This window comes from Ochrobactrum sp. MYb379, from assembly GCF_037479515.1.
GTDB lineage: Bacteria > Pseudomonadota > Alphaproteobacteria > Rhizobiales > Rhizobiaceae > Brucella.
Genome location: NZ_JBBGYW010000018.1, coordinates 1 through 26,306, shown reverse-complemented (window position 1 = coordinate 26,306; position 26,306 = coordinate 1). Strand labels below are relative to the sequence as shown.

Genomic DNA, 26,306 nt, shown 5'->3' with positions numbered 1-26,306 from the left:
CTTCATATTATCCGTCATCTCCTTCACCATACGCAATGCGCCTCACTTCGTTAGCGGCCGTGTCGAGGACATTCTGCGACAAGTTTTCATCTTCGATGAGGCGTGAGATTGTGACGGCACCTACCATAAGGGACAAAATCGCAATTGCCTTGCCGCTTGGGTTTGACCTTTCGGTCTCGAGCATCAATTCGTCCAAAACCTCGAAATGAGCTCTGATTCCGTCCTCGAATGGTTGTCGGACATCTTTGCTTTGACGCGCAGCGTCCGCTCCCAGGGCAACCAAAGGACAACCGTCAGCTTTTTCGCCACGATGACCGGACGAAAGATAGAACTCAATAATAGCCTCCAGAGGGTCTGAATTTTCTGCCGCAGCTGCAGACCACCTGCGGGTTGCATCTTCCATAGCGCGCCGAGAGGCTAATGCGGCAAGGTTATCTTTAGACGTAAACTGCTTATAGAAGGCGCCTTGCGTTAAGCCCGCACCTTTCATGAGGTCCTTCAGGCCAATCCCGTCAAAACCCTTTTCTCGAAACAGCCGGCTGGCGACGTTGATCACTGTTTTACGATTTTCTTCGGCCTGTACGCGGCTCACTCTCATATTAGCCTCCTTTTAGATTTCGTTTGACATCTATAATATAAATAGAGTTAGATCGCAATCTAAATTGTTGGATTTCGGGTTATGAAGAGAAAACAGAAATGAAACGCAAACAAGTCTGGGCTACCACAGGTTTTACAGTGGCCGCCGCAACTGCTGCGGCTTTTTTTGTCGTTTTGGAAGCACCAAAGCGCGAAGCTGAGGCCGCTGATCCCAGGACGGCTTTTCCGATGGTTCTGGTTACTGAGGCAAAGGCCACTGGAATGGCCGAGCGCTCTTTCACAGGTACTGTTGCCCCCCGTGTCCAGAGCAATTTAGGTTTCCGCGTTCCTGGCAAGATCATTGAGCGGATGGTGGACGTGGGACAGCAAGTCCGACAGGGTCAGGCGCTGATGCGCATTGACGAAACCGATCTCCAGCTAGCACTAACCGCCAAACGCAACACGGTGTCTGCAGCGCACGCCGTTTTGATACAGGCGCAAGCTGACGAACAACGCTATGCCGCGCTGGTAAGAAATCGCTTGGCGGCAACCCCGCAGCGTTATGAGCAGGCGAAGATGGCTTTGGATACGGCAACTGCGCAGCTCGCAGCGGCTGAAGCTGACGCAAAGGTCGCGGAAAACGTAGCAGCTTACGCGGTCCTGTTCGCAGATTCTGATGGAACCATAATTCAGACATTAGGGGACCAGGGACAAGTTGTGGCAGCCGGACAGAGCGTCATTCAACTGGCGCAGTCTGGGCCACGCGAGGCTGTCGTCTGGCTTCCTGAGACCCAGCGACCCGTTCCGGGCTCGCAAGCTCAGGCGAGCATCTATGGCGGCGAAAGTCCCAGTGACAAATCCACGCTAAGGCAGATTTCCGATTCCGCTGATCCGCAAACCCGGACCTACGAGGCGCGCTATATTCTTGAGGGCGATGCGGCCTCAGCCCCACTTGGCTCGACCGTCACGATAAAAATTCTGGATGCTGGCCGCGAGCAGGAAGTCGCGGTACCTGTCGGCGCAATCCTGGATAACGGAAATCGAACAGGCGTGTGGGTAGTCAACGGCTCCACATCCACGGTAAAGTTCACACCGGTTGCGGTGCGCCAAGTTGGTGAGGAGGCGGCATTTGTCACTGGTATCGGCATCGGGCAAAAGATTGTCGCTCTGGGCGCCCAGCTGCTGGATGATGGCGCGAGCGTTAGAATTGCCTCGCAGTCCGAGGTGACAAAATAATGAGCTTTAATCTCTCCGCCATCGCGGTTCGTGAACGCGCCATAACCCTATTTTTCATTGTTCTTCTCGCTGCCGCAGGCGCCTACGCCTTCGTAAAGCTTGGCCGCGCCGAAGATCCGTCGTTCACCATCAAGACATTGACGGTTACGTCCGTTTGGCCAGGTGCCACTGCGCGTGAGTTGCAGGATCTTGTCGCTGAACCGCTCGAAAAGCGTCTTCAGGAACTCACATGGTATGACCGTGTCGAAACGACGACGAGATCCGGCTACGCGTTTCTGACAGTCACACTCAAGGATAATACGCCTGCAAGTGCCGTCGCAGAAGAGTTTTATCAGGCGCGCAAGAAGCTCGGTGACGAAGCGCGCAATCTGCCCCCAGGTGTCATGGGCCCATTCGTCAACGACGAGTATTCAGACGTGAGTTTTGGCCTTTACGCCCTGAAGGCAAAGGGCATGCCGATGCGCGATCTTGTCCGACACGCGGAAACCATACGCCAGGATCTTCTGCGCGTACCTGGCGTGAAGAAAATCAACATCGTCGGCGAGCGCCCCGAGCAGATTTTTGTAGAGCTTTCCTATTCGAAACTCGCAACTCTCGGCATATCTGCGCAGGATATTGCTTCTGCCTTGCAACGACAAAACACAGTCACGCCTGCTGGGTCCGTCGACACACGAGGCCCACAGATCTTTATACGTTTCGATGGAGCTTACAACAGCGTCCAGGCGATTGCCGATACGCCCATTGTTGCTGCTGGACGAACACTGAACCTTGCTGACATCGCAGAGATACGGCGCGGCTATCAGGACCCTGCAACCTACATTATTCGCCATGAGGGCGAACCAACAATCATGCTAAGCGCGGTGATGCAAGCAGGATGGAACGGTCTTGATCTGGGTAAAGCGCTGGAAGAGCGCTCTGCGGCAATCGCGCAGGAGTTGCCACTTGGCATGACGCTTACCAAGGTAAGTGATCAGGCCGTCAATATTGATGAAGCAGTCAGCGAGTTCATGCTCAAGTTCGCAATGGCGCTGGGCGTGGTTCTGTTCGTGAGCCTTGTTGCGCTGGGCTGGCGTGTCGGCATCGTGGTGGCGCTTGCTGTGCCGCTAACCCTCGCGGTTGTTTTCCTGATCATGTTGGAAACCGGACGTTTCTTCGACCGCATCACGCTCGGGGCACTGATCCTCGCGCTTGGCCTTCTAGTTGACGATGCCATCATTGCCATCGAAGTCATGGTGGTGAAAATGGAAGAGGGCATGGACCGCATCAGGGCAGCCGCTTATGCCTGGAGCCATACGGCAGCCCCCATGTTGTCGGGCACCCTTGTTACAATTATCGGATTGATGCCCGTCGGTTTCGCTAAATCAACGGCCGGTGAATACGCTGGAAACATATTCTGGGTCGTCGGTTTTGCGCTGATTGTATCCTGGATCGTTGCTGTTACCTTCACGCCGTATCTTGGCGTTAAAATGCTGCCGGACATCAAGCCTGTCGAGGGCGGTCATCACGCCATCTACGACACGCCGAATTTCCGGCGTCTGCGTTCCGTTATTGAACTCGCAGTCCGCCACAAGTTTGTGGTTTGTGCGATTGTAGGTATTTCCATGGCCGTTTCGATTGTGGGGATGGGTGGTGTAAAGCAGCAGTTCTTCCCGACATCGGATCGCCCGGAGGTGCTGGTTGAAGTGCGCATGCCAGAGGGCACGAGCATCGAAGCGACGACATCCGCGGTGAAGAAGGTCGAAGCATGGCTACAGACCCAGCCAGAAACAGATATCGTTACGAGTTATGTAGGGCAGGGTGCCCCTCGGTTCTTTTTCGCCATGGCTCCAGAATTGCCCGATCCTGCCTTCGCCAAGATCGTTGTACTTACACCTGACGCCAACGCCAGGGAAGCACTCAAGCACCGCTTGAGAGGTGCCATATCCGAGGGTCTTGTTCCTGAAGCATCCGTGCGTGTGACGCAGCTTGTGTTCGGCCCCTATACGCCGTTCCCGGTCGAGTTCCGCATCATGGGGCCTGATCAGGATGAACTTTACAAGATTTCCGAGCAAGCTCTGGCGATTATGAAGACTGTTCCAGATGTGCGCCAAGCCAATAGGGATTGGGGTAACCGCACGCCTGTGCTGCGCTTTCTACCCGATCAGGAAAGACTCAATCTGATCGGCCTTTCACCATCGGAGGCGGCGCAACAAATGCAGATGCTGCTGAGCGGCATTCCTGTCACGCAGGTGCGCGACAACATCCGCAACGTGCCTGTCGTTGCACGCAGTGCTGGCGAGAACCGCCTTGATCCTTCACGACTTGCCGACTTTTCGTTGATGAGCAGAGATGGTCGACAAGTGCCGCTTGATCAGATCGGGCATTCCGAGATCCGTTTCGAGGAGCCGATCTTAAAGCGTCGCGATCGTACCCCGGTGATAACCATCAGGTCCGATATCAACGAGGCAACGCAGCCACCAGAAGTTTCGCAACAGGTGATGAAGGCACTGCAGCCATTAATCGCATCGCTTCCCGTTGGATACCGTATCGAGATGGGTGGCAACATCGAGGAATCATTGAAAGCCAATGTGGCTCTCGCTCAGGTCTTCCCGCTGATGATTGCTGCAATGTTGATCGTCATCATCCTGCAGGTTCGCAGTCTGTCGACCATGACAATGGTTATGCTGACCGCACCGCTTGGTCTTGCCGGGGTGGTTCCGACATTGCTTCTGTTCAATCAACCCTTCGGCTTCAACGCCATTCTCGGATTGATCGGATTGGCTGGCATTCTGATGCGTAACACGTTGATCCTGACGGAGCAGATAAAGGAGAACCAGGCGGCAGGGCTCGATGACTACCACGCTGTCGTTGAGGCGACGGTTCAACGGACACGACCTGTAATACTTACTGCTCTTGCTGCAATTCTGGCGTTTATTCCGTTAACTCATTCGATTTTTTGGGGATCGATGGCCTACACGCTTATCGGGGGAACGGCAGCGGGCACAGTTATGATTCTCCTGTTCCTCCCCGCGTTGTATGCCGTCTGGTTCAGGATTAAGTCGCCGACGCTGGATAATCATAGGGAGGCAAGCGGGCAACACGGAAGGAATGCCGATTGTTTTGCTTCATGGCGGTTTGGGGAGCCGAAACGACTTCGTTCTCCTGGCAAAGGATCTGGCGACTGACTTTCGGCTTATCGCCATTGATAGCCGTGGGCATGGTCGTTCCCCGCTTGGAAATGCTTCTCTCACTTACCATCAGCTAGAGCAGGACATTGCTATTGTTCTGGCCGAGTTGGGCCTGACGGACGCTGGCATTATTGGCAACAGCGACGGCGGTATCGTGGCCTTGCGCCTTGGGGCGGCCGACGCCGTTCGCCCTCGTTTTATTGTCACTGCGCGCGCGCACTGGGAGATGCCGGCTGATGAGCCAACCCGTGAGATATACAAGGGTATCACCGTGGACAAATGGCGCGATATGTTCCACGATCAGGTCGAGAACTATGAGGCAGAAAATCCTGTGGCTGATTTTTCCGGGCTTTTCGAAGCGACTAAGGCAATGTGGCTCGGAAGTGGCGAACACGCCTATCCTGGCGCCTCCGTCAGCTCAATCGCATGTCCGCTTCTTGTAATACGCGGCGACGAGGATTTTCTGGTTTCCCGCCGTCAGGCTTTCGAAATGGCTGAACAAGTTGAAGGGGCGCGGCTGCTGAACCTGCCTTTCGCCTCGGATACTGTGCTGGAGGATTTACCCGAACAAGTTCTGCCGGCTTATGTTGAACCGCAGGTAAAACCAAACGGTGTGAGCAATGATTTGCGGTGCAAAACGGTGGCGCTTGAAATTGATAACTGATGTTTGCATCACCGAAATTTACAATCAACCCGGCAAAACAGGTGCGCTTAAAACACTGCTTACGTTCTTGGAAGCGAGGGCTTTCAAAGAGGATTTGAAGCCAAGGAGACCATGGAGATCGTCTCGGTATACGACGAGGTTGAGCGAGGTGCCTGTGGTATCGGTTTAGAATGCAAATTTGCATCATAGTGATGCAAAATTACAAAGCCGAGCGACTCTAATTGGCTTCATCTAACTGTCTAAGAATACGTTTCGCGCGCTTTTGGACTTCATATGAGACACGGCTTAAGAGATCATGACACCCGACTTGTGTCTCGGCTATTTCATTGGCGACCATCTCAGCATGCTCTAGTACACTCTCGGCCAAGGATTGCACTCTGCGCAGAGTTTTAGCCGGACTGAGGCTAACACTCGTCGCCAATTCTTTCCAATCGGCTGCGTGCAACTCGTTAGCATTCGTTTTGCCAGCAATCGACTGAGCCAAGGATTGATCTACATTTTTGTAGATGGAAGCGCACATCAGATCGTACAGCGGAGCCAATCTAGCTGATCCACCTTGACCAATCAGGATTGAGTAGTTTTTAGCGTGAGCATCAGTATTGCAGATCAAAACATTGAAGATAACGGCATCAAGGAACTTTTCGCGCTCACCAGCCGAAATGAACTCTTCAACGGCTTTAAACATGTCGACAAGCGTTGGGCCATTCCGACCACCGAACCTGGAGCGTTCATATTTTTGAGCAGGAAAATAACCCAGCACTTGGCAGAAATCTTCTTGATGGATACGGCGCACGAAGCCTTTGCCGTCTCGAATGCGGTCGTAGCGTTCGACGAGGAGATACGAGCGACTTCCTGCTACTCCCGTTGTCACGTTCGCAACATCAAGACCGCAATGCCTGGCGAGACGCATGCAGAAAGCTTCGTTCTGAACGCTTGCAGGAAGCCGGGTTTTCAGAGCATCAGGTTTCAAAATATGCGTTGATGGTGTCCCCTCAGTTGGTACCCCAAGCATTCCATCATCGAGCATGTAGACAGGCAGTTTGTCTTGAACTCCAGCCAAAGACATGGATACGCCCTCGGTGCCAATCAAAAACGGCTTCTCTGGCAGCTCATTGATTATCTTCTCCAGTGTTGCTTCATCTGGGATGGGTGTAACACTCGTACTCCCACTTTTGCGCGGCGCACCGACTGATATTGCGCCAGCGGTATCTCTTCCGAGGTGAGCTAGCACACCGACGATGTCTTGCGGTGACACCTTGAGCCGCTGACCAATCTCACTCAGATGGCTTTCCGGCATCAAGTTAGCAAGCCAGGGCTGAATCTTATCAGGGCCATATGATGACGTTTTTGTTGGCATGGTCACGGAGATAGGGAAGGCCGACTTTCGACTTGCCCATTTGTCCAGATAAGAGAAATTCAAGTTCTCTTCGGAGTGGAGCTCGCCAATTGCAAAATCTTCATAAAACAGCGTTGTCATTACAAATGGCCTCGGTGTTTAGTATTTTGGCAAGAATGACAATTCGTCGTCGTCTTCTGGTAACGTTTGCCGATTAACTGTAAGCGAATTTGCATCGATGAGATTAATGCCGACTTCACGGGCTACCAACAGAGCCTTCCCGAGTTGGCATGTCGCCTTACCGTTTTCCAGGTCGATGATAAAGCGATCTCCGGTACCGCATCTTCCTGCCAAGTCGGTTTGTGTCCAGCCGAGAGCTTTTCGCTTCTCGCGAACCAGTGCTCCCAAATCTGCAGCTGACTTTAACAATCGCCCTCTCCTTTTCATCTTACCGTACGGTAATATTTAGGCGAGTTCAAGTCAAAACATACCGAGCGGTAATATTTGAAGAATGAGGGACAACATTCTTACCGCTCGGGAAGCTTTCAAGCAAAACTACAGTTTTCTTACCGTTCGGTAAGACAGAAGGCTCTGTCGCAAATATTACATTTGGCGAGATGCGTGATTATCTCTGGACGTCACCGTTGCGTTAACCTGAGGGTAAATATCAGCGTCGAAATGTCGTTGTTGCGGGCGTATTTGTATCTTTACGGAGACATAGCTGCAACACGAAAGACAAATTTTAGATTTGCAACCCCACAGGAGCAGTTCTCAGCGGCAATCAACACCCTATGGCGGTAATATCGGCGCATCGCAGCTCGGTCCGCGTTCCGGGGTGGAGTTCGATGGAGCCCGCCGTCGCTGTGGGTAGCCGGAGCTTCCATCTGCCGGAAGGAAGCAGACGGGCTAAAAGGCTTGGCCGATAGGTGGTGGACCGATTGAAAATCACACGTGGGCCACCGCACGAACTGTCATCTCAGTTAATCGCAGAGAATTCTGACTTGCAATCAATACGTACGCCCTTGACGTGGGCCCGTGGTCTATATCCTTTCGGGACCATAACTCAGAATGGCTAATAGGTGCAAAACTAGTATGTGTGAAAAGAAACTCGTTATGCAGCTGGCTTACTAACTGAGAGTTTATATACTAACCCCTCGGGTTTGAAATCCAGAAGACTTTCGCCGCCGAAATAGCTCGCTGCCACCCGCTCGATTAAGAGGGAACCAAAGCTTTGCCGCGTCGGAATTGTCACCGCAGGCCCGCCACTTTCTACCCATTGAAACTCGAACTGCTTACCGGTCAGATACCAACTGATTACCACTTTACCCGACTGATTAGATAGTGCACCATATTTAACAGCATTTGTTGCGAGTTCATGGATCGAAAGCGAAGGCCTAGAGCTTGTTGTGGATTAAGGCTGTAACTTTCACCTACAATTTCAATGCGCGCATCTGGACCTTGATGAGCACCAAGAGCTGCTTTAACAATTTCGCCAACGTCTGCTTCGGTAAACTGCGTTGAAGTCAGGATATCCTGCGCACTCGCAAGCGCTTGAAGGCGGCTATTTATGATTTCCTTTGCTGTCTTGACCGAGTCCGACAGGCGCAAAGTCTGCGCAACAATCGCCTGAACGATAGCAAGCGTATTTTTCATTCGATGCGCCAACTCGGAATTGAGCAACCGCAGCGTTTCTTCCGACGATTTACGTACCGTGATGTCCGAGGCAGAGCCCATCCAACTGTCAATTTCGCCGTTATGGTCGAAGAGTGGCACAGCCCGCGATAACGCCCAACCACGTGATCCATCCACCTTCTTCACCATATGTTCGATGTTATAGATGTCCTTGGCGGCAATAGCTCGACTGATTTCGTCGCGCACAAGCTGCTGGTGCTCTTCCGGTATGTACGCTTCGATCCATTCTTTATTGGACTGCGTATTATCGCGGATGAACCCGCCACCTTGTAGCTGATCCAGCTCGGACCAGTCGGCATTGACTTTGTAACGCACCTCCGATGACGAACGGACAAGTGCATCGAGTTGAGCTGTCAGCTTCAGGAGGCTCTGACGCTCCATATCGCGTACCGATTTTAGCGTTTCCAATTCCGTTTGTAAGGTCGAATTCCGCGCCCCCAGGAACTCGATCTCTGCCTCACGGTTTGGAAATCCTGGCGTCTCATTCATGGTCACGAAGTGGTCACTTTCAACAGATTATTTCTCTGTCCCAGTAAATTCAATGATGACTGTTGAACACATAACATAAGCTATGAATGTTTGACTTAGAATTGACGCGGAGCTTGTCTGAAATTGAATGGAACTGTTTTCAGCCCATTGTAAGATATCTTCTCCAGAGCTTAACTCACCATATTTGGCCAATCAGCTAACAAAGTTGCTAGAGGTCAGTATTGTCGCGGTGTTCAGGCAAACCTTTTAAAGCCGACGAGCCAATTTGTTGCCAGCCGTCAAAGCTCTGCCGTTATCTCGGTGATCAGCGTCGGGTGTGTGGTACTTCGCTCAAATTTGAACCAACGTTTCATTTTGCAATAATCCGCCTACACCGTTGATTAAAGTTTGGAAGTAATAGATTAACTCTTCGATCTGGTACTTATGTGAATAGAAATTTGGTTCGATCACCCTAAAAAGTCAGCCTCAGTTCGTTAAATTTGTTTGAGTTAGTACGGCACTGAGTTGTTCCATCATAAACGGCTTTGACACCTGAAACGCATTAGCTAAACCTGAAATTGTTTTGGCATTATTATTGCCACTTGCGAAGATGATGCGCACATCGGGCCATTTTTCGTTTACCTTTTGTGCTAGTTCTATTCCTGACATTCCCGGCAGCCCAACATCAGTCAAAAGTACGTCCACCTTATCCACCTCTAAAACGGAAAGTGCGCTCTCAGCCGATCCTGCCTCAATCACCATATAACCCAATTCTTCGACCATATCGACTGTGGACATCAAGATAAGCGGTTCATCCTCAACAACAAGAACACGCGTTAATGCCTTGGCAATGGAATTCTTATTCTCGCCTTCAAATTTTTCCTGGTTTTCTAGTTGATGTAATGTGATCTGTTCTTGCTTCGTATTGCTGAGAACGTGACGCACTTTGCGAGCGAGGGCTTCTCGAGTATATGGCTTAGATAGAAGTTCGACACCCGCTTCTAATCTCCCACCATGCATAATTGAGTTTTCTGTATATCCTGAGGTGTAGAGAACAGCCATAGCAGGAAACAGCATCTTGGCTATTTTAGTAAGTTCCGTGCTGCGCATGCGACCAGGCATCACCACGTCGGTGAACAGTAAATCGATGTGCACTCCGCTGTTTACGATGGCGAATGCGGACTGCGCATCGTTTGCTTTGAGCACGCGGTATCCGAGGTCACTCAACAGCGCAACAGACGTCTCGCGAACGCCGTCATCGTCTTCGACAACAAGCACGGTTTCCGTACCACCTGTCGCGGGTAAATCGCTTACATCAGTCAGCGTATCTTCCATTTGTGCGGTACGCGGCAGGTAGAGCTTCATTGTGGTTCCGTGACCTACCTCGCTATATATTTTTAGATGTCCGCCGGATTGTTTGAGGAAACCGTAAACCATCGACAGGCCCAGACCCGTACCTCTGCCATCTGTCTTGGTGCTGAAAAATGGCTCTACAACTTGTTCGATTATATCAAGCGGAATGCCCGATCCAGTGTCGGTAACGGCGATCAGTACATACTGCCCCGGGCGAACATCCTCATGCTCTCTTGCATAATCATCATCGAGATACGAATTAGCCGTTTCTATTGTCAAATGTCCCCGACCGCCCATTGCATCTCTGGCATTAATAGCCAGGTTGAGAATGGCATTTTCCAGTTGGCTTGGATCAATCATTGTGTTCCAAAGACCACCAGAAACAATGGTCTCCAGTTCGATTTCTTCTCCGAGCGCTCTTGGAAGCATGTCGTCCATATTCTGGACAAGCTTACGGACGTTGATAACTTTTGGCTCAAGTGGTTGCCTGCGACCAAATGCGAGAAGCTGCGACGCCAACTTGGAACCCCGCTCGACGCCTGCCAATGCGTTTTCGAGCCTTTGCTCAGCCTGAATATTGCCATGAATGCTTTTGGATAGGAGCTGAAGGTTGCCGCTGACAACCTGAAGGAGATTATTAAAGTCGTGAGCAACGCCGCCGGTGAGATTGCCCAGTGCTTCCATTTTTTGTGCTTGCCTCAAAGCGGTCTGGGCGTTCTCGCGATCTACTGTCTCCTTTTCCAGGTCGAGTAGAGCTGTGCTCAATTCGCGAGTGCGCTGCTCAACCCTCTCCTCCAATGTTTGATTAAGACTTTGAAGCTCATTTTCGGCGCGCTTTTGATCTGTTACATCGAAGCCATCTACGAAAATCCCGGTGACCAACCCATCCACATCCAAAATAGGCTGGTAAATCAGATTTATAAATCGCTTGTCGGGAACGCAATCGTTGTTGTGTTGCAACGTGACTGGCAGGTAATTACCAATATATGGTTCTCCAGATTGATATACCTTGTCGAGAAGTTCGAAGAAGCCTTGCCCCGCAAGGTCTGGCAGCGCATCACGAACCCTTAAGCCAACAAGCTGCCTGTTACCCACGAGTTGTAGATACGCATCATTAACGAGCTCAAAGACATGATCCGGGCCGCTCAATATGCACATGAAGCTTGGGGCTTGTTGGAACAGGCCTCGCATGCGATCGCGCTCAGCCGTGCGAAGCTTAACTTCGGAGGAAAGCTGGCGGTTTACCTGTTCAATAGCAATAGCTGCCTGTTCGCGCATAGCGACGGCTTCGGCAAGGGCTGCTGCCCGGCGACGCTCCGTCTCGAACGCTTCCGCACTCGCTAATCGTGAGGTTATTTGGCCAGCGATGAGTTTGAGGAAATCAAGGTAGTCATCACCAGAAGGTTGATACGGATTAAGCCCGCTTATCAATATGCCTTTCGGTACCTCGTTACCCTGACCAATCAGTGGAAGAACTGCAGCTTGTAATGGTGCTTTGTGCCATGGGTCCGATGACGCATCGCTTATTGCCGGCAAATCAATCAGTTCAACGATTTGTTTCGTCCACACGTCATCGATGTTCCATAGCCTCGTCCCGAGAACGATTTCTGCGGGTAAGAACGTCGGATCGTTGTGCTCGCCGCAGAGCCATTGACGTGTTGCGTTTCCGTCTTTGTCAAAGAGGTAAAGAGCGCTAAAGGGAAGGTCGTGTAAATTTCCTCTGAGCGCTGTAAATGAGGCTTGAAGGACCTCATGTTTTGTGTCAGCCGCTGCCAGGCCAGAAGCAAGGGCTCTCATCGTAGACATACGACGCTCGCTTACGACCCGCTCTGTTTCCTCGGTGACCGCGCAGAAAACACCTTCCACGATGCCATTCTCACCAATAAGGGGACTGTATGAGAAAGTGTGATAACTCTCTTCCGTGTAGCCATTACGCTCTAACAGGAGGGGCAGATCTTTATCCCAAGTAGATTGGCCATGTTTGTAAACCGTTTCGAGACGACCTTCGATATCGTCCCAGATTTCTGACCAAAGTACCTTTGTCGGCACAGCGAGCGCATTCGGATGTTTTGCTCCAAGAGTAGGTTTATATGCGTCGTTGTAGAAAAACGCGATGTCTGGTCCCCAGCCGAGCCACATTTGAAACTTTGATGTGAGCAACAGCCGTATCGCAACCTTGAGAGCCTCTGGCCAAGCGCTTGGTATTCCAATAGGGCTGTGCTCCCAGTCGTGATTGCGCATCAACTGCGCCATTTCTCCGTCGCCGACGAAAATATCTTGAAATCGATCAGAGACTTGTAAAATCATTGACTTCCCATCGGTGACAGTTGACCTAATTAGGCTTCTAACAACGCCTATCTGAATGTATGGTTGCTTGGGGAATCAATTTTTGTTTGGGCGATTGAAACTGCGAGGTTGAAATTAATTTACCGAGTTGTCTGATACATTTACAGGTTCAAGCGAGTGGCAACTGGGTCTACCTGCGAAAGCGACCAGGCAATTGATTAATCATCCCCCTACTAATTTTCGGTTCTGATCTACTGGATTTGAATATAGGGTCCAAAGCTGGTTATGACGGCTTGGCAACCCGAATATCGCGATGTGGTTATTAAAACCGACAAATAGGATGCGTTCGAAGTTGAATCGGTGGAACTTATGGCCCCCCGCATCATTGTAAGTAGGAATATTATCACTGAATTCTAAAGGCTGTGGCATGCCGAGTGGGTTGTGAAAACTTCTTTACACTACCTAGTCTGTATAACTTGATTAAAATAATTCACGGTGCTTGCGTCTTATGATGTTATAAACGGGATATGGATTGACGATGACACAAAAAACGCTCGTAGAAGTATCGGTGAGACATGCTAGCGGAACTAATCTTCCGTACGGCATAATGAACTCCGATCAGGCAGCCGAGCTTTGTGACAAAATGTTTAAAAAAGATTTTTTGCAACAGCCGTCTTACGAACTTTGGCTGAAGAATTCTAAAGGTGCTTGACATTTCAAATTATGCACGAAGTAGGTGGCCTATTAATTTCTGGCTGTTGCATTACTTTCAATCGTCGCCTAGGACGGCTAACTTATTCTGCAACGCTAGATGATATGCTAATTCTGAATCATTCTTGATATTTTTTCCATAATTCTTGAATACTAAACTATAGATTTGCAAAAGAGTAATTCTACATTATGTCATATTTATAAATATTACTGAATAATTTTATCGAGATACCTGCGCGAATATTGCAACTGTCTTTTTCAATGTATCTTTATCATAACCATAAAGGTTTAGGTCACTAATTAGTGTATCCGTTGCAATCAAAAAGCCCAGCCGCAACGCTGGGCTTTTCGTTTAAAAATTTAGTCGCGATGTTCAGGCATATCCTTGAGCTGATCCTTGGTCCATGTCGTCACTGCATGAACATGACCATCTTCATCCCGCATGAAGTTTAGATCAGCGAGCTGTACCGCAACCGGCTTCGCACCGATACCCAGAAAACCACCAACATCGATAATGACCTGGTTCACGGCACCGCCGACGTGCACGTGATCGACCTTACCGATTTTGTGGTCATCGACACCGTATACGGTAGCGCCCTCTAAGGTTTCTGGGTTTAGCTCAACCGGAGTGAGGGGAATGTGCTTGCTGTGATCCATTGTGGTTTCCTTTTTTTCCAAATTACGTCAGGTAAACCCTGCGGGAAGGAAAGGGTTCCGTCCAACATTGCTTACAAGCATAGATGATTGATGACTTGTCGTTGTTAGCGATCTTCAGGTAAGTTAAATTCCGGCGCGTATTAATGCCGGCGGAATTCCTCAACCGATCAAATCCTTGATTCAGTTAACACTAAGCACTATTGAGGACGCTGATGTTACGAACACCATCAGTAATGACAACGACAAGGGACGTTGATCTTCCCTTCGATAGGCTTCTTGATCTCGTACAGCGGCACACAATCCGGTATTTTCTTGATGCATGCGATCCAACTTCAAAATTGTCGTACGATAGACTGAATAGAGATGGCACATCGCCGAACGCAATAATTTCCATTGGTGGCTGTGGCTTTGCTTTTATGGCAATTGTGGTCGCCGTTTTTCGCGGCTGGATGAACAGGAGTGATGCGGTCGAGCGAGTACTTCTCATTTTGAACGCTTTGTCACAGGTGGAGCGTTTCCACGGTGCGTTTCCTCATTTTATCCATGCCGGCTCGCTCAAAACTTGTACCTTTTCACGTTATGACGATGGTGGTGATCTTGTTGAGACCGCTCTGTTGCTGCAGGGATTACTATCGGCCCGTGTTTTTTTTGACAGAAATGATAGTTGGGAAACGAAGTTAAGAGCGTGCATATCCGATATCAATGATGCTGTAGAATGGAACTGGTACGCATCAAGACGGACCAGGCCATCGCTTTATTGGCACTGGAGCCCGACACATCGATGGAAAAAGAATGTTCCGATTACTGGATGGAATGAAGCACTTATTGCTTATGTCCTTGCCGCAGGTGCGAACGTTTTTCCGATTGATCCGCAGGCTTTTCATATCGGCTGGACAAATGAGCAACGCTTCCTCAATGGCGGGCATTTTTACGACCAATTTCTGCCCGCCGGGCAGGACTTTGGCGGACCTTTGTTTCTATCACAATACTCTTTTTGCGGCCTTGACCCCCGGGGAATGACGGATGACTACCTCGATTATGAACACCAGGTTCGTGCGCACGCGACGATTAATTATAGGCACTGTTTAGCAAACCCGCGCGGCTATGCCGGGTATGGGATTCATGCATGGGGATTAACCGCCTGTGACGGTCCCCGCGGCTACTCGGTGCATTGTCCAGTCAGCGATCGGGGTGTAGTCGCACCGACGGCAGCGCTTTCTAGTATGCCATTTTTGCTTGAAGAGGCAGAGACAGCTCTACGGGCTTTCATGCGTTTTAAGGGAGGCGCACTATTTTCCGATTTTGGTTTTGTGGATTCATTTCGGCCCGATGGAAAATGGATTGCATCGACACACTTGGCGATCAATCAGGGGCCGATCGTTGCGGCGATTGAGAACTATCGATCAGGCTTATTGTGGTCTCTATTCATGCAGGACGAACAGGTGCAAACAGGGTTGGCACGCCTCAACATCAAAACACCTTACCGCAGCAATTCTTTTTGATCAGTCTATAACTCAAACGATCACCAGAGCTAGTTTTAAAAAAGAATGGCTTAAGGATGGAGCGCTGTAGCTCGGAGTGTGTTCTTACGATGACTATTATTTTAAGGAATATGGATGACTGGTAACAACACTCCTCACGCTCTCGTTGCCGACGATGACGTGATCATTCGTATGGATGCGGTAGATATTCTTCAGAAAGCTCGGTTTCGCGTCAAAGAGGCCGGTAATGTCGAAGAAGCGTTGGAATTGCTGACTGGTTTTGATCTGGCACGCCATCGTTCAGAACACTGGCCTCACATCGGAATAATAATAGCTTCTGGAATGATGGCGCCCATTGGGGACGAGTTGCCGACAGGGCTGTATTTGTAAGAAAGCCATTCAGTGCGGAAGTCGTTTACAATCACCTTCAGCTAGTTCTGCCAGATGGTAAAAAACCGGAGCCGCTCAAAACGATGGCTATCTAATTTAGGCCTTTCAAATTCGCTTGCAGCGTGGATCTTAATCCATCCCGCTCGTACGCAATATCAACGCTGCCTTTTACGGCAGCTGCGAGTAAACGCTCTATCATTTTTGTTCCAAACCCTGTCCGTTCTGGTTTTTTGACTGGTGGACCTGAAAACTCTTTCCAGACCAGCTGAAATTTATCTCCGTTTACTATTGAATTGATCCCAACACGTCCTGACGTGTTCGACAGTGAACCATACTTAATAGCGTTTGTCGCGAGCTCATGGGCAGTCATGGTTATAGCAAGGGCCACTTCACCAGATACATCAAGATCGTCGCCCAAAAAAACGATCCGACTATCCTGATTGAAAAGGGAGAAGGCATTCTCAAATACCATTTTCAGCCCGGAAAATTCAAGTTAATTCCCAGTCAGTATTTCTTGCGATCGTGCAAGTGCTTATATGAGTTGATCAATGTCAACGCGAAGCTCGTTTAATCCTTTTTCCGCGCGCAGAGATTGGTTCACCACCGATTGCACATTCGCAAGAATATTTTTAATGCCGTGCCCCATCTCCTGTGTCATCAACTGAGGGCATTGGTCATTTTCTTTGCGTTGTGTAATATCGATAGAAACTCCACTCAATATAAGTGGGTTTCTTTGAGGGTCGAATTGCGTTCGCGCGCGAATTTCTACCCAATGCACTGACGCATCAGGCCAAATAGCACGATATTCGACGTTTAACTCACCATCGGTTGAGAGAGCTTCATGTACAGTGAACTTCCAGCGATCGTAGTCGGCAGGAGGTATTGACGCTCTGAGCTCTTCATATGTGAAGGTCTCTGCTGGTGCACGTCCAAAATTGGCTTTGCATAGAGTGGATGCAACCAATCTCTCCGGAGCCAGATCCAAGTACCGAGCCCACCAGCCTTTAAAGTAAATTGAAGTCTCTCTTCACTCCCAGTCAAATCGGCTATGCGTTGCTGCAGAGTATCTCCAACGTGATCTCTGTTCGTGAAGTGCCCAGTTGTTCTTTCTCGGGTCACATCTAATTGAGAAGCAACAAAATATGTCAATATTTCATTGCTGAATACTGGTGAAACGAGCAGCCGGTTCCAAAAGACCGAGCCGTCTTTTCGATAATTTAAGAGATCAATTTCTATTGGCTCGAGTGATTGGATAGTATCGCGAACCCGATTGATGTCATCAGCATCGGTACCTGGACCTTGCAGAAAGCGACAGTTTTTACCGATATTTTCTTCGCGTGAGTTGCCGGTCAGTTTCAGAAATGCATCGTTAACAAAAATGATTGGATTATCCGGCTTGCGAGGATCTGTGATCAGCATGCGTGTTGAACGCTGCAGCGAATGGATCTGAACCCTAATTGAGATCATAAATTTCACGATGGATGCGGCGATCGTCGGAGCGTGTCGACATATTAGCCATAAAGTTCGCTCTAAGTGCGTAGTATAAAATGAATTTAAGGGTATGCTATACAAAATTCATGCTTTGTTTTAAGTTTTAATGTGAAGTATTAACCGAATAGAGCAAAATTATGTCAGATTCGACAAATGTATTAGAGAACAATTACGAACGCACACGCTCAGAACGAATGAGAGAGTTATAGTACACTTCTTCACGCGCTCAAATCAGCCAATTTTTTTATATTTGCATATAAAATCAAACGGAACTTGCTTTTCAGAGGGAGTAAGTTCAATCGAATAACCGTTACTTCGCACGGATTTACTCAAGTTTATAGAGTTCTCCACCTCAAAACCTTTATCCCGATGCGGTTGCGCCCAGTGTTTTACTTCTGCCAAGGCCCTTTTCTTAGCTGAACTAAGGTCGGGCATAACCAGGAGCAGATTTTCATGAAGCTCACCGAACTGTGTGGAGTTGTAACCGCCAAGGTTTAGAAAAAACAATTTGTTAATGTGATTGCTTCTGGTTTTGGGAACAATATTTACGTTATGCCCGTCAACCTGGCGTATCTCTCCCCAGCAATCGAGATGAAGGCTTTTTGGAATCCCCCACCATTGCTCGCGCAAATCATCGTAACAATCCTCAATTTTGTTACCTAGCGAAAAGCGTATGTCATGCAACTCGACGTTTGACCCACCGCAATTGCCACCAATTTGTATCATGAATAGCTTCAAGTGCTTGCTCGATTGATTGCGTTACCGTTAGGCGCGGTATCTATATCTCGCTAAGCGATGACTACCGACAAAATACGTTATGATTTTGGACGACTTATCGCTGAGCTTTTTCCCGCTAAATTTATCTGAATCGCGAAGACTCTCACTAAAGTAAAAAGCGGCTTTAAGACCGCTTTTATCAGTTCTGGTATTACTTGTCCCAACGACCTTCATATTTGAATTCTGGAGCTTTTTCCAGATCTTCCTTCGAAGTCTCCATCTTCGCGGACCACTTCTTGTCGTTTTCCGAATAGAGAATTTCTACCGATTGTGGAGCGACGATTACATATTTTTCGCCGATTCCCAGGAACCCGCCGACGGAAACGATATATCCTGTCAAAGATCCATCAGCCATGATTAGATCCTGGATTTTGCCAATGCTCTCATCCTTGGAGTTGACAATATCGAGATTTAAAATGTTGCTGGAGATTACGTCGGTTGGCTTGGCTGTCACAAAAACTTCAGTCGAAGTAGTAGTGGCGGTCTGTGCGAAAGCAAATGATCCAAGGGCAGCTGTTGCAACGGTTGCTAGAATTAGTCGACGCATATTCTTTTCTCCAATTTTCGAGCTCACGATTTCGCTCGCCCTTAAAAATGTAATACGACAGAGTTGGTTCCTTCTGACGTGATCTGAAAGCTCAAATTGTTGCATCCCCAAGTTAGGCTATTTCACATGTGGATGTCGAAAAGAACGTTTTTGGTGTTCTTAAGTGCTTGAATCTCCTTCCAAACGGGCCTTATTGACTGCTCGATGGATAAAATCCAATTTATCTACAACCGGAGTGGGGAGTACAAAAGGATAAATACCAGCTTGTCCCATTGAACGTTGAAACGTGTTGAGAGCTAAACTGATTGGCACCCAAGCCTCGACAATTTGGGTCGCGTTCTCTGCCCTGTAAGGATCAAAAGCGACCTCAGTTCCAAGCTCGCGATGCTTTAAAGGTTCTATCGTTAAACCAAATGCACGCGCAGATTCCAAAGTATCGACAATATGAAAATAATGAGCCCAACATTCTGCAAAATCCTCTGATGGGTGACAGCTCGCATATGTGGAAACAAAATTTTCATCCCAGTCTTTTGGAGGCCCTTGCTCGTAATTCCTCTTCAAGGCGGCTGCATAATCTTCACGTTCGTCGCCGAATAATATTCGGGCTTCATTAATCATTTCGCTTCCATCAATAAGTTGCTGGAAATAAAAATGACCGATTTCGTGGCGAAAATGACCTAGAAGCGTTCTATACGGTTCGCCCATTGAGACGCGAACGCTTTCCCTCACATCATCGTCAGCTTCTGCAGCGCGAAGACTGATTAAGCCGTCCTCGTGGCCGGTCATGGCAGGGATGACATTGCCCTCGTCATCAAATGTGTCTTCCAAAAAATCGAATACGAGACCTCCCTGTGGGTCAACGTCACGGCCAGGGCATGCCAAACCAAAGCGTAGTATCGAGTAGAAAAGATGGCGTTGGGCCGCCCCAATTTTACGAAACCGCTCGAGACCATCGGGTGTTTGGATGTTAGGAATTATTCTATTATAGCGAGCGGGCAGCGCTAACGTTTGTGGATCATCCGCTTTGATGAGCCAGTTACTACCGTCAACTTCGGCATTCTGACAAAAACGCCATAATCCGCCTTCGCGCGATGGAACCGACCAAAGCTGATCATCTACCTGCTTGAGAGTATGAAGAGTGAGTGTGTCTGAGACAAAGCCCACGCGCGCATTGCCGGCTCTTAAACTGGTTGTATTTTCAAAATAGATTGGCGTCCCGCTTATGTCGCATCGATAAAGCTGCATTTTCTCGCCCTCAATTGATTTTGCCATAACGCGCCAACCGCAATAAGGACGCATCTCAGAAATAAGTTTTTGAAAATTTCAAAATTGTTGGGAGCCGAGCGGAACCACAAGACCATTTGTCAGTTTTAGCCACTGAATTGCCAGGGAGATGACGATGCTTATTCGAGTGGGTTATGAAATTGCCGTGGAAGTGACATCTCCGACAGCTGTATACACATATCTAAACGTTCACCCTGAGCAACAAACCAAGATTGTTTGGTCAAATGCACAGCAGAGCTTTGGTACGCGTCACGTAGACGTTCACGGAAATGAATTGCATCGCCACACTTTAGCGCTTGGTGAAACGGTTCTCACTTATGACGCAATTGTCGAAAACGATGGTCGTCCCGATGTTTTTAAGAATAATGCCGAACAGGTAGATCCGGCCAATTTGCCTTCTGAATGCCTCCCGTATCTGCTTGGCAGCAGATATTGTGAAACGGATCGCATGTCGCAAATCGCATGGACCCGTTTCGGGCATTACAATTCGGGAGCTGACAGGGTTCGCGCGATTTGCGATTTCGTTAATTCGCATTTGAATTTCTCTTACGGATATGCTCGATCAACCCGAACCGCACTTGAAGCTTATAATGAGCGGGTTGGTGTGTGCAGGGATTTCGCGCATCTAGCCATTACATTTTGTCGGGCGCTCAACATCCCGGCGCGTTATGCAAACGGCTTTATGGGCGATATTGGCGTACCTGCTGATCCCTCGCCAATGGATTATAATGCGTGGGTCGAAGTTTATCTCGACGGACAGTGGTTTACGGTTGATGCGCGACATAACCAGCCAAGGATCGGTCGAATTCTCGTAGCGCGTGGCAGAGACGCCAGCGATATTCCGCTATTTTCAACTTTTGGACCCCACCAGCTCAACAGATTCGAAGTCTGGACTGAAGAATACAAAGGTCTGCAGTCAAATATCAGTAACTACACTCGTCCTTTGCGTTTAACGTCCGCACGATATGGACCAGCTGGGCGATCCCCTCATGACCTGGGCGTCAGTCACTTCAGCACTGCTCTTATTTGAAAGTAAGACTTTTAATGCCATTTGATGAGATGCTTAAGCAGGGCGAGGGTGTGCGCCAACCATATGAATTTCTCAAACAATGGCTCGACGAACAGGATCAGCATAAACTTCTGCAAAAGACGCAGGATGCCGAGAGCGTTTTCCGCAAAACCGGCATTACCTTTGCAGTCTATGGCGACCAGGATGCGGCTGAGCGGTTAATCCCGTTTGATATTATTCCGCGTATTATTTCCGGTCAGGAATGGCGCAAGCTTTCGCAAGGCATCGAGCAGCGTGTTATGGCGCTCAACGCATTTCTTGATGATATTTATCACCGTCAGGAGATCGTGCGGGCAGGGCGTATTCCGAAAGAGCTGATTGTCAACAATGAGGCTTTTCTGCCTGAAATGATCGGCTTTCGCCCACCGGGCAATGTCTACACGCACATTATTGGCGTCGATATTGTGCGCACGGCTGAAAACCAGTTTTATGTGCTGGAAGACAATGCGCGCACGCCGTCCGGTGTTTCCTACATGTTGGAAAACCGCGAAACGATGATGCAGCTCTTTCCAGAGCTGTTTCAGAATGTCAAAGTGCGTCCGGTTGAGAACTATCCGCAATTGCTACGCCAATCTTTGGCGAGTGTTGCACCACCGGGAACGCAAGGTGTACCAACAGTCGCTGTTCTGACACCGGGTATTTATAATTCAGCCTATTTTGAACATGCATTTTTGGCTGATCAGATGGGCGTTGAACTGGTTGAGGGCAGCGATCTGCGTGTTGTCGATGGTCGTGTCGCCATGCGCACGACAAAAGGCTATCGCACGATTGATGTTCTTTATCGCCGCGTTGACGATGATTATCTCGACCCACTGACATTCAGACCGGATTCAACGCTTGGCGTTCCGGGTATTATGGATGTTTATCGGGCTGGCAACATCACGATCGCGAATGCACCGGGAACAGGCATTGCTGATGACAAGGCGATCTATTCCTATATGCCTGAGATCATCGAGTTCTATACCGGGCGCAAAGCAATTCTAGAAAATGTGCCGACATGGCGCTGCTCAGAACCGGATAGCCTCGCTTATGTGCTCGACAATCTGGCCGATCTTGTCGTTAAGGAAGTGCACGGATCGGGAGGCTATGGCATGCTGGTCGGTCCTGCGGCAACCAAAGCAGAACGCGATGCGTTTGCGTTGAAGCTGAAAGCGCGTCCACGTAATTACATAGCGCAGCCGACACTCGCACTTTCAACCACGCCGATCTTCACTGAAAGCGGCCTCGCACCACGCCATGTCGATCTCAGGCCATTTGTGCTGGTCTCTGATCGTATTCGGATTACCCCCGCCGGCTTGACACGTGTGGCACTGAAAGATGGTTCGCTTGTCGTGAATTCCAGTCAGGGTGGCGGCACCAAGGACACCTGGGTACTCGACGACTAAAGCATGTCGCGGAAAAGTGGAAACTGCCTTCGCGGGCAAATCAGTTCACTGGACTGATTTCTTATCCCGCTTCGATCCGATAACGATATGCTCTAAATTATATCACACGCAGCAACTGACGCAAAGATCAGAGCGTGCAAAGGGGAATGAACTTATGCTTCTTGGCCGTACGGCAAACGGGCTTTACTGGATGTTTCGCTACATTGAACGTGCTGAAAACATGGCGCGTCTGGTCGATGCGGGACTGCGCATGGCACTGACAAAAACGTCTGATGCACCGGAGGAATGGTCTTCCGTCGTGGTTTCGGCTGGCGCAAGCCAGTCATTTTCAGCAAAACATCAGGCTTATAATGCTGCTAATGTCGCTGACTTCCTGCTGCGCGATATGGATAATCCTTCCAGCGTGATGTCTTGCATGGAAACAGCACGCTCCAATGGGCGTATGGTGCGAACTGCACTCACGCGCGAGGCATGGGAAAGCATCAACGAAGCGTGGATGGTCCTTAAAAAATCATTATGCAAGCCACTCAAAGAAGCAGACCTGCCGCCACTGCTTGATCAGATCAAGCGTGAGACAGCACTGATCCGCGGCGCGTTTCACGGAACGATGTTGCGCAATGAGATTTTCGATTTTGCGGGTCTCGGTACATTTATTGAACGTGCCGATAACACGGCACGCATTCTTGACGTAAAATATTATGTGCTGCTGCCTGCGGTGTCCTATGTTGGAACAACGCTTGACAACTATCAGTGGGAGTCAATCCTGCGATCCGTGTCTGCACATCGATCTTATCGTTGGGTCTATGATGGCGATTATCGTCCGGCGCACGTTGCGGATTATCTTATTTTGAATGGTCGTATGCCGCGCTCGCTCAATCATTGCTACCAGAGTATCAACGGGCATTTGAATTTCCTCGCCAAGGACTATGGTGATAGCGATGTATGCCATCAGACGGCTGACAAGATTTACGCAACACTACAAAATCAGGACATCAGCGCTATTTTTGACATAGGCCTGCATGAATTTCTGACAGAGTTCATTGCGCGTAACAACCGGCTCGGCAACGAGATCGCGGAAACCTATAACTTCTATTGAGGTGATTGCTTGTTGCTCAATATTCGGCACGTTTCCCATTATCGCTACGAAAATCCGGTTCCTTATGCGGTGCAGCGCCTGCGCCTGCGCCCGCCGACACTTCCCGGTCAGCTCGTTAAACATTGGGAATTGAAGATAGAAGGCGGAGAGCCGGAAGTCTCCTATATCGATGGTTTCGGCAACAAAACCGACCTTGTTCAGCACGTGCGCAATATCACTGAAATCATCATCACTGCCAGCGGTAGCGTTGATGTGGAAGACCGCGTTGGCGTTCTTGGACCAGTTTATGGATACGCTCCTCTGTGGTTGTTTGAGCGCGAAACGCAATTGACACTTCCGGGAGAACGCATCCGAGCGCTGGCGGCAGATTTAAGCGTCAATCAGGAACGTTTGGCCTTGCTGCACGATTTGATGGGAAAGGTTCACACGGCCGTGGAGTATGTGCCCGGTACGACGAGCGTTGCGACCAATGCCGAAAGCGCACTGGAAGCAGGGAAGGGCGTTTGTCAGGATCACAGCCAAATCTTCTTGTCTGCCGCGCGGCTGCTGAAAATTCCGGCGCGCTATGTTTCGGGCTATCTGCTGATGGAAGGCACCGATGAGCAGACGGCCAGCCATGCTTGGGCCGAGGCACATGTCGATGGTCTGGGCTGGGTGGGATTTGATGCGGCGAACAATGTCTGTCCCAATGATCGCTATGTGCGTCTTGCGACGGGTTTAGATTATCGCGATGCAGCACCAATTTCCGGTGTAAGGCTTGGAGGAGCGGTTGAAAGTCTTGCAGTCCACATCAATGTAGGGCAGTGATTTTGGGCTTTGTGCCAGCTCTGGATCCTCGTCGTTGGAAAGGTCGAATTCCGCGTTTTCGACGCCGGTCGAGCCCTCGCGGATCAGGACGTTACTCCTGGTCTTCACATCGGCGTCCGTCCGCAGCTTCGATAGCCATGTCGGGATATCGGAGCCGTAGAGATAGAGCACAAATTCGCTGCCGAACGAGAGGTAATGCGTATGTCCCCGCAAGTTGAGGGAGCTCGCCCCGCCGACATGGAACTCATGCCGCATGAGCCAGACGGCTGAGAGGAGAGGTATCTTGCGGCCTCTGACAGCTTCTGGATTGGTATCTGAGGAGAATGGGTGACGGTAAACGCCTGCCGTGACCGGTTCGAGCCAGCCCTGCTTGAGATAGCCTGACACGGATTGTCGCGAGATAGCATGGCGGGCCATCCACCTCGAGTCCACCAGGAAGCCGGGAGGATGAAACTTTATGATGCGTCAAGCTTCGCGCTCCGCCAACTACTACTATTGTTGATGGATATTGCTGTTGGACACTTACCAACACTATGCTGATCTCGTGCGATTGCTCGGCATTTGGCATTCCTAGAGCTTAACGATACTAAAGATTTCTATGTCGGGGGTGCGGATAAAAACTTGGACTGGTTTTACGTCACAATGCCAAGACTGTTTCGATATTCGATTGGGCTTCGAGCGCCAGGTGATATCTTGATCCGCGTCTCGCTGTACCATCGACTCTAGCTATCAACTTCTTTGATAAAATGCTCGATCGTGCTTGACCTCCAATCACGCAGGTAAAAGAGCTCCGTTTTCAGTCTGTCGAAGAGCCCTCGCATGCAGCGTTATCTGGGGAGCGCGCCCTGCGGGACATTAAGCGCACCAGCTTCGCATCACTGATCATCGTTACCTGAGTGACGGCATCACTGCCATGCCAGACCCTAATTTCAAAGTCTCGTTCAGCCGGAAATTCTGACAACAAAGAGGACTGAAACCAATGGTTTCAGTCCTCTTATTTTTTTAGCGCCGAGAGAATTTAACTGGTGCCGTAATTGTCTTGTTGGCATCCGGCGGAGGTGCTGGAACAGGCGAAGCGCGTTGAACCAGTGACAAAACTTCGCTGTCTAGCTCCGGCCATCCCGAAGACCTGGCGAGTGATGCCGACAATACCCTTCCGCTATCATCAATGCGGAAACGAACGTAAACGACGCCTTCTTCCCCGCGTGATTTCGCAGCGGAAGGATATTTTTTGCGACGTTCGAGATGAGCCATCAGGCGTGATTGCCAGCGCGCTGGTGTCATCGAAGATGCGAATAAGCCGGATGCCGATTGACGGGCTGCATTGCGGTTTGTCTGTGCCACCTGCGCCTGTGCCTTGACCGACTGCTTTGACGACGCCTGCTCTTGCTGGCGCTGTTTGACGGGCGTCTTCTTAGGCTCTTCCTTCTTTACGACTTCCTTTTTAACGGGGGGCTTCTTCTCAATCTCTTTTTTGGTCTCCGGAGGCTTCGGCTTGGCTCTCGGCAGAGGAACTTCAACATTTTCGAGTTGCGTCAGTTCTTCTTCTGGCTGCATTTCTTCCGGCTCAACCGGCGTTGGCTCTTTTTGAACAATTTCTTCTTCTTGAACTTCCGGCTCTTCTACGGGGTCTTCGACTTTCTCCGCAGGTGCACTTGCATCAGCCGTTTCCTGATCAGGAGAAATTTCGTTTTCCTCCGTGGTCGTGGCTTCCGGTGTTTCGGCCAGTTTGGACTTCCCCTTCAAAAGTGGAGGGCTTCTGTTAGACAAAACTGACAGGAGACTTAGAATTGAAGCAGCGAGAATTTACAGAAGAGTTCAAACGCGAAGCCG

General features: G+C 49.7%; 23 protein-coding genes and 3 pseudogenes. 10 read left to right on the top strand and 16 right to left on the bottom strand.

Going from position 1 to position 26,306, the window contains the following annotated elements:
• Positions 1-7: 7 nt before the first annotated feature.
• On the bottom strand, positions 8-598 hold the full coding sequence (locus WH356_RS21060) for a TetR/AcrR family transcriptional regulator (RefSeq protein WP_339514339.1): 591 nt from the start codon (positions 596-598) through the stop codon (positions 8-10).
• A gap of 98 nt (positions 599-696) precedes the next feature.
• Here WH356_RS21060 and WH356_RS21055 point away from each other — a divergent pair, with 98 nt between their 5' ends.
• The 3 genes and pseudogenes from WH356_RS21055 to WH356_RS21045 all read left to right on the top strand — a co-directional run.
• Entirely contained in the window at positions 697-1,812 is a 1,116-nt protein-coding gene (locus tag WH356_RS21055) for an efflux RND transporter periplasmic adaptor subunit (protein ID WP_339514337.1), read from the top strand.
• Positions 1,812-4,976 carry an efflux RND transporter permease subunit gene (locus tag WH356_RS21050; protein ID WP_339514335.1) on the top strand — a complete coding sequence of 1,055 codons (3,165 nt, stop codon included), beginning with the start codon at positions 1,812-1,814 and terminating at the stop codon, positions 4,974-4,976. The genes WH356_RS21055 and WH356_RS21050 overlap by 1 nt, the downstream gene beginning before the upstream one ends.
• A pseudogene (locus WH356_RS21045) lies at positions 4,900-5,493 on the top strand (alpha/beta fold hydrolase); the annotation flags it as partial. The gene WH356_RS21050 and the pseudogene WH356_RS21045, both read left to right, overlap by 77 nt.
• 66 nt (positions 5,494-5,559) lie before the next feature.
• On the opposite strand, the pseudogene WH356_RS24145 reads toward WH356_RS21045, so the two are convergent.
• Positions 5,560-5,652, bottom strand: a pseudogene (locus WH356_RS24145) (IS6 family transposase); the annotation flags it as partial.
• Between WH356_RS24145 and WH356_RS24140 the strand changes: the two are divergent.
• The gene (locus WH356_RS24140; RefSeq protein WP_445253714.1) at positions 5,627-5,812 is read left to right on the top strand and encodes a DUF4113 domain-containing protein; all 186 of its coding nucleotides are present in this window, start codon (positions 5,627-5,629) and stop codon (positions 5,810-5,812) included. The pseudogene WH356_RS24145 and the gene WH356_RS24140 sit on opposite strands and share 26 nt — an antisense overlap.
• A 48-nt stretch (positions 5,813-5,860) precedes the next feature.
• Here the strand turns inward: WH356_RS24140 and WH356_RS21040 are convergent, their stop codons facing one another.
• From WH356_RS21040 to WH356_RS21020, 5 genes are all read right to left on the bottom strand, one after another.
• The gene (locus WH356_RS21040; protein WP_339514331.1) at positions 5,861-7,120 is read right to left on the bottom strand and encodes a type II toxin-antitoxin system HipA family toxin; all 1,260 of its coding nucleotides are present in this window, start codon (positions 7,118-7,120) and stop codon (positions 5,861-5,863) included.
• 18 nt (positions 7,121-7,138) lie between these two features.
• Positions 7,139-7,408 carry a helix-turn-helix domain-containing protein gene (locus WH356_RS21035; protein ID WP_339514329.1) on the bottom strand — a complete coding sequence of 90 codons (270 nt, stop codon included), beginning with the start codon at positions 7,406-7,408 and terminating at the stop codon, positions 7,139-7,141.
• 885 nt (positions 7,409-8,293) lie between these two features.
• The gene (locus WH356_RS21030; protein ID WP_339514466.1) at positions 8,294-9,160 is read right to left on the bottom strand and encodes an HWE histidine kinase domain-containing protein; all 867 of its coding nucleotides are present in this window, start codon (positions 9,158-9,160) and stop codon (positions 8,294-8,296) included.
• A gap of 465 nt (positions 9,161-9,625) precedes the next feature.
• Positions 9,626-12,745: a hybrid sensor histidine kinase/response regulator gene (locus WH356_RS21025; RefSeq protein ID WP_339514464.1), complete on the bottom strand. Its 3,120-nt coding sequence runs from the start codon at positions 12,743-12,745 to the stop codon at positions 9,626-9,628.
• Positions 12,746-13,849: 1,104 nt separating this feature from the next.
• Positions 13,850-14,146, bottom strand: coding sequence for a PRC-barrel domain-containing protein (locus WH356_RS21020; protein ID WP_339514327.1), 297 nt, complete (start codon positions 14,144-14,146; stop codon positions 13,850-13,852).
• Positions 14,147-14,562: 416 nt separating this feature from the next.
• Here WH356_RS21020 and WH356_RS21015 point away from each other — a divergent pair, with 416 nt between their 5' ends.
• Positions 14,563-15,648, top strand: coding sequence for a glucoamylase family protein (locus WH356_RS21015; RefSeq protein ID WP_339514325.1), 1,086 nt, complete (start codon positions 14,563-14,565; stop codon positions 15,646-15,648).
• A gap of 114 nt (positions 15,649-15,762) precedes the next feature.
• The gene (locus WH356_RS21010; protein ID WP_339514323.1) at positions 15,763-16,017 is read left to right on the top strand and encodes a response regulator; all 255 of its coding nucleotides are present in this window, start codon (positions 15,763-15,765) and stop codon (positions 16,015-16,017) included.
• A gap of 91 nt (positions 16,018-16,108) precedes the next feature.
• Here the strand turns inward: WH356_RS21010 and WH356_RS21005 are convergent, their stop codons facing one another.
• The 6 genes from WH356_RS21005 to WH356_RS20985 form a co-directional block, all read right to left on the bottom strand.
• Positions 16,109-16,489, bottom strand: a complete 381-nt coding sequence (locus tag WH356_RS21005) for a hypothetical protein (protein ID WP_339514321.1) — start codon at positions 16,487-16,489, stop codon at positions 16,109-16,111.
• A 60-nt stretch (positions 16,490-16,549) separates the two neighbouring features.
• Entirely contained in the window at positions 16,550-16,900 is a 351-nt protein-coding gene (locus WH356_RS24135) for a PAS domain-containing protein (RefSeq protein WP_421566290.1), read from the bottom strand.
• Positions 16,831-17,436, bottom strand: a complete 606-nt coding sequence (locus WH356_RS21000) for a PAS domain-containing protein (protein ID WP_339514319.1) — start codon at positions 17,434-17,436, stop codon at positions 16,831-16,833. The genes WH356_RS24135 and WH356_RS21000 overlap by 70 nt, the downstream gene beginning before the upstream one ends.
• 303 nt (positions 17,437-17,739) lie before the next feature.
• Positions 17,740-18,234: a DUF1543 domain-containing protein gene (locus tag WH356_RS20995; RefSeq protein WP_339514317.1), complete on the bottom strand. Its 495-nt coding sequence runs from the start codon at positions 18,232-18,234 to the stop codon at positions 17,740-17,742.
• Positions 18,235-18,436: 202 nt separating this feature from the next.
• The gene (locus tag WH356_RS20990) at positions 18,437-18,832 is read right to left on the bottom strand and encodes a PRC-barrel domain-containing protein (RefSeq protein WP_339514315.1); all 396 of its coding nucleotides are present in this window, start codon (positions 18,830-18,832) and stop codon (positions 18,437-18,439) included.
• Positions 18,833-18,991: 159 nt separating this feature from the next.
• On the bottom strand, positions 18,992-20,104 hold the full coding sequence (locus tag WH356_RS20985) for a zinc-binding metallopeptidase family protein (RefSeq protein ID WP_445253713.1): 1,113 nt from the start codon (positions 20,102-20,104) through the stop codon (positions 18,992-18,994).
• 127 nt (positions 20,105-20,231) lie between these two features.
• Here WH356_RS20985 and WH356_RS20980 point away from each other — a divergent pair, with 127 nt between their 5' ends.
• From WH356_RS20980 to WH356_RS20965, 4 genes are all read left to right on the top strand, one after another.
• Positions 20,232-21,146, top strand: a complete 915-nt coding sequence (locus WH356_RS20980) for a transglutaminase-like domain-containing protein (protein ID WP_339514313.1) — start codon at positions 20,232-20,234, stop codon at positions 21,144-21,146.
• 14 nt (positions 21,147-21,160) lie between these two features.
• A complete protein-coding gene (locus tag WH356_RS20975; protein ID WP_339514311.1) occupies positions 21,161-22,570 on the top strand; it encodes a circularly permuted type 2 ATP-grasp protein in 1,410 nt (469 codons plus the stop codon).
• 154 nt (positions 22,571-22,724) lie between these two features.
• Entirely contained in the window at positions 22,725-23,666 is a 942-nt protein-coding gene (locus WH356_RS20970; protein WP_339514309.1) for an alpha-E domain-containing protein, read from the top strand.
• Between the two features lie 9 nt (positions 23,667-23,675).
• Positions 23,676-24,473 (top strand): transglutaminase family protein, encoded by a 798-nt coding sequence (locus tag WH356_RS20965; RefSeq protein WP_339514308.1) that lies wholly within the window; start codon positions 23,676-23,678, stop codon positions 24,471-24,473.
• On the opposite strand, the gene WH356_RS20960 is transcribed toward WH356_RS20965, so the two are convergent.
• The 3 genes and pseudogenes from WH356_RS20960 to WH356_RS20950 all read right to left on the bottom strand — a co-directional run bounded on the left by WH356_RS20960 (position 24,384) and on the right by WH356_RS20950 (position 26,219).
• The gene (locus tag WH356_RS20960) at positions 24,384-24,932 is read right to left on the bottom strand and encodes an AbiEi antitoxin N-terminal domain-containing protein (protein ID WP_339514460.1); all 549 of its coding nucleotides are present in this window, start codon (positions 24,930-24,932) and stop codon (positions 24,384-24,386) included. The genes WH356_RS20965 and WH356_RS20960 overlap by 90 nt on opposite strands.
• Positions 24,933-25,105: 173 nt before the next feature.
• Positions 25,106-25,365: pseudogene (locus tag WH356_RS20955) on the bottom strand (IS3 family transposase); the annotation flags it as partial.
• Between the two features lie 110 nt (positions 25,366-25,475).
• On the bottom strand, positions 25,476-26,219 hold the full coding sequence (locus tag WH356_RS20950) for an energy transducer TonB family protein (RefSeq protein WP_339514306.1): 744 nt from the start codon (positions 26,217-26,219) through the stop codon (positions 25,476-25,478).
• Positions 26,220-26,306: the final 87 nt, after the last annotated feature.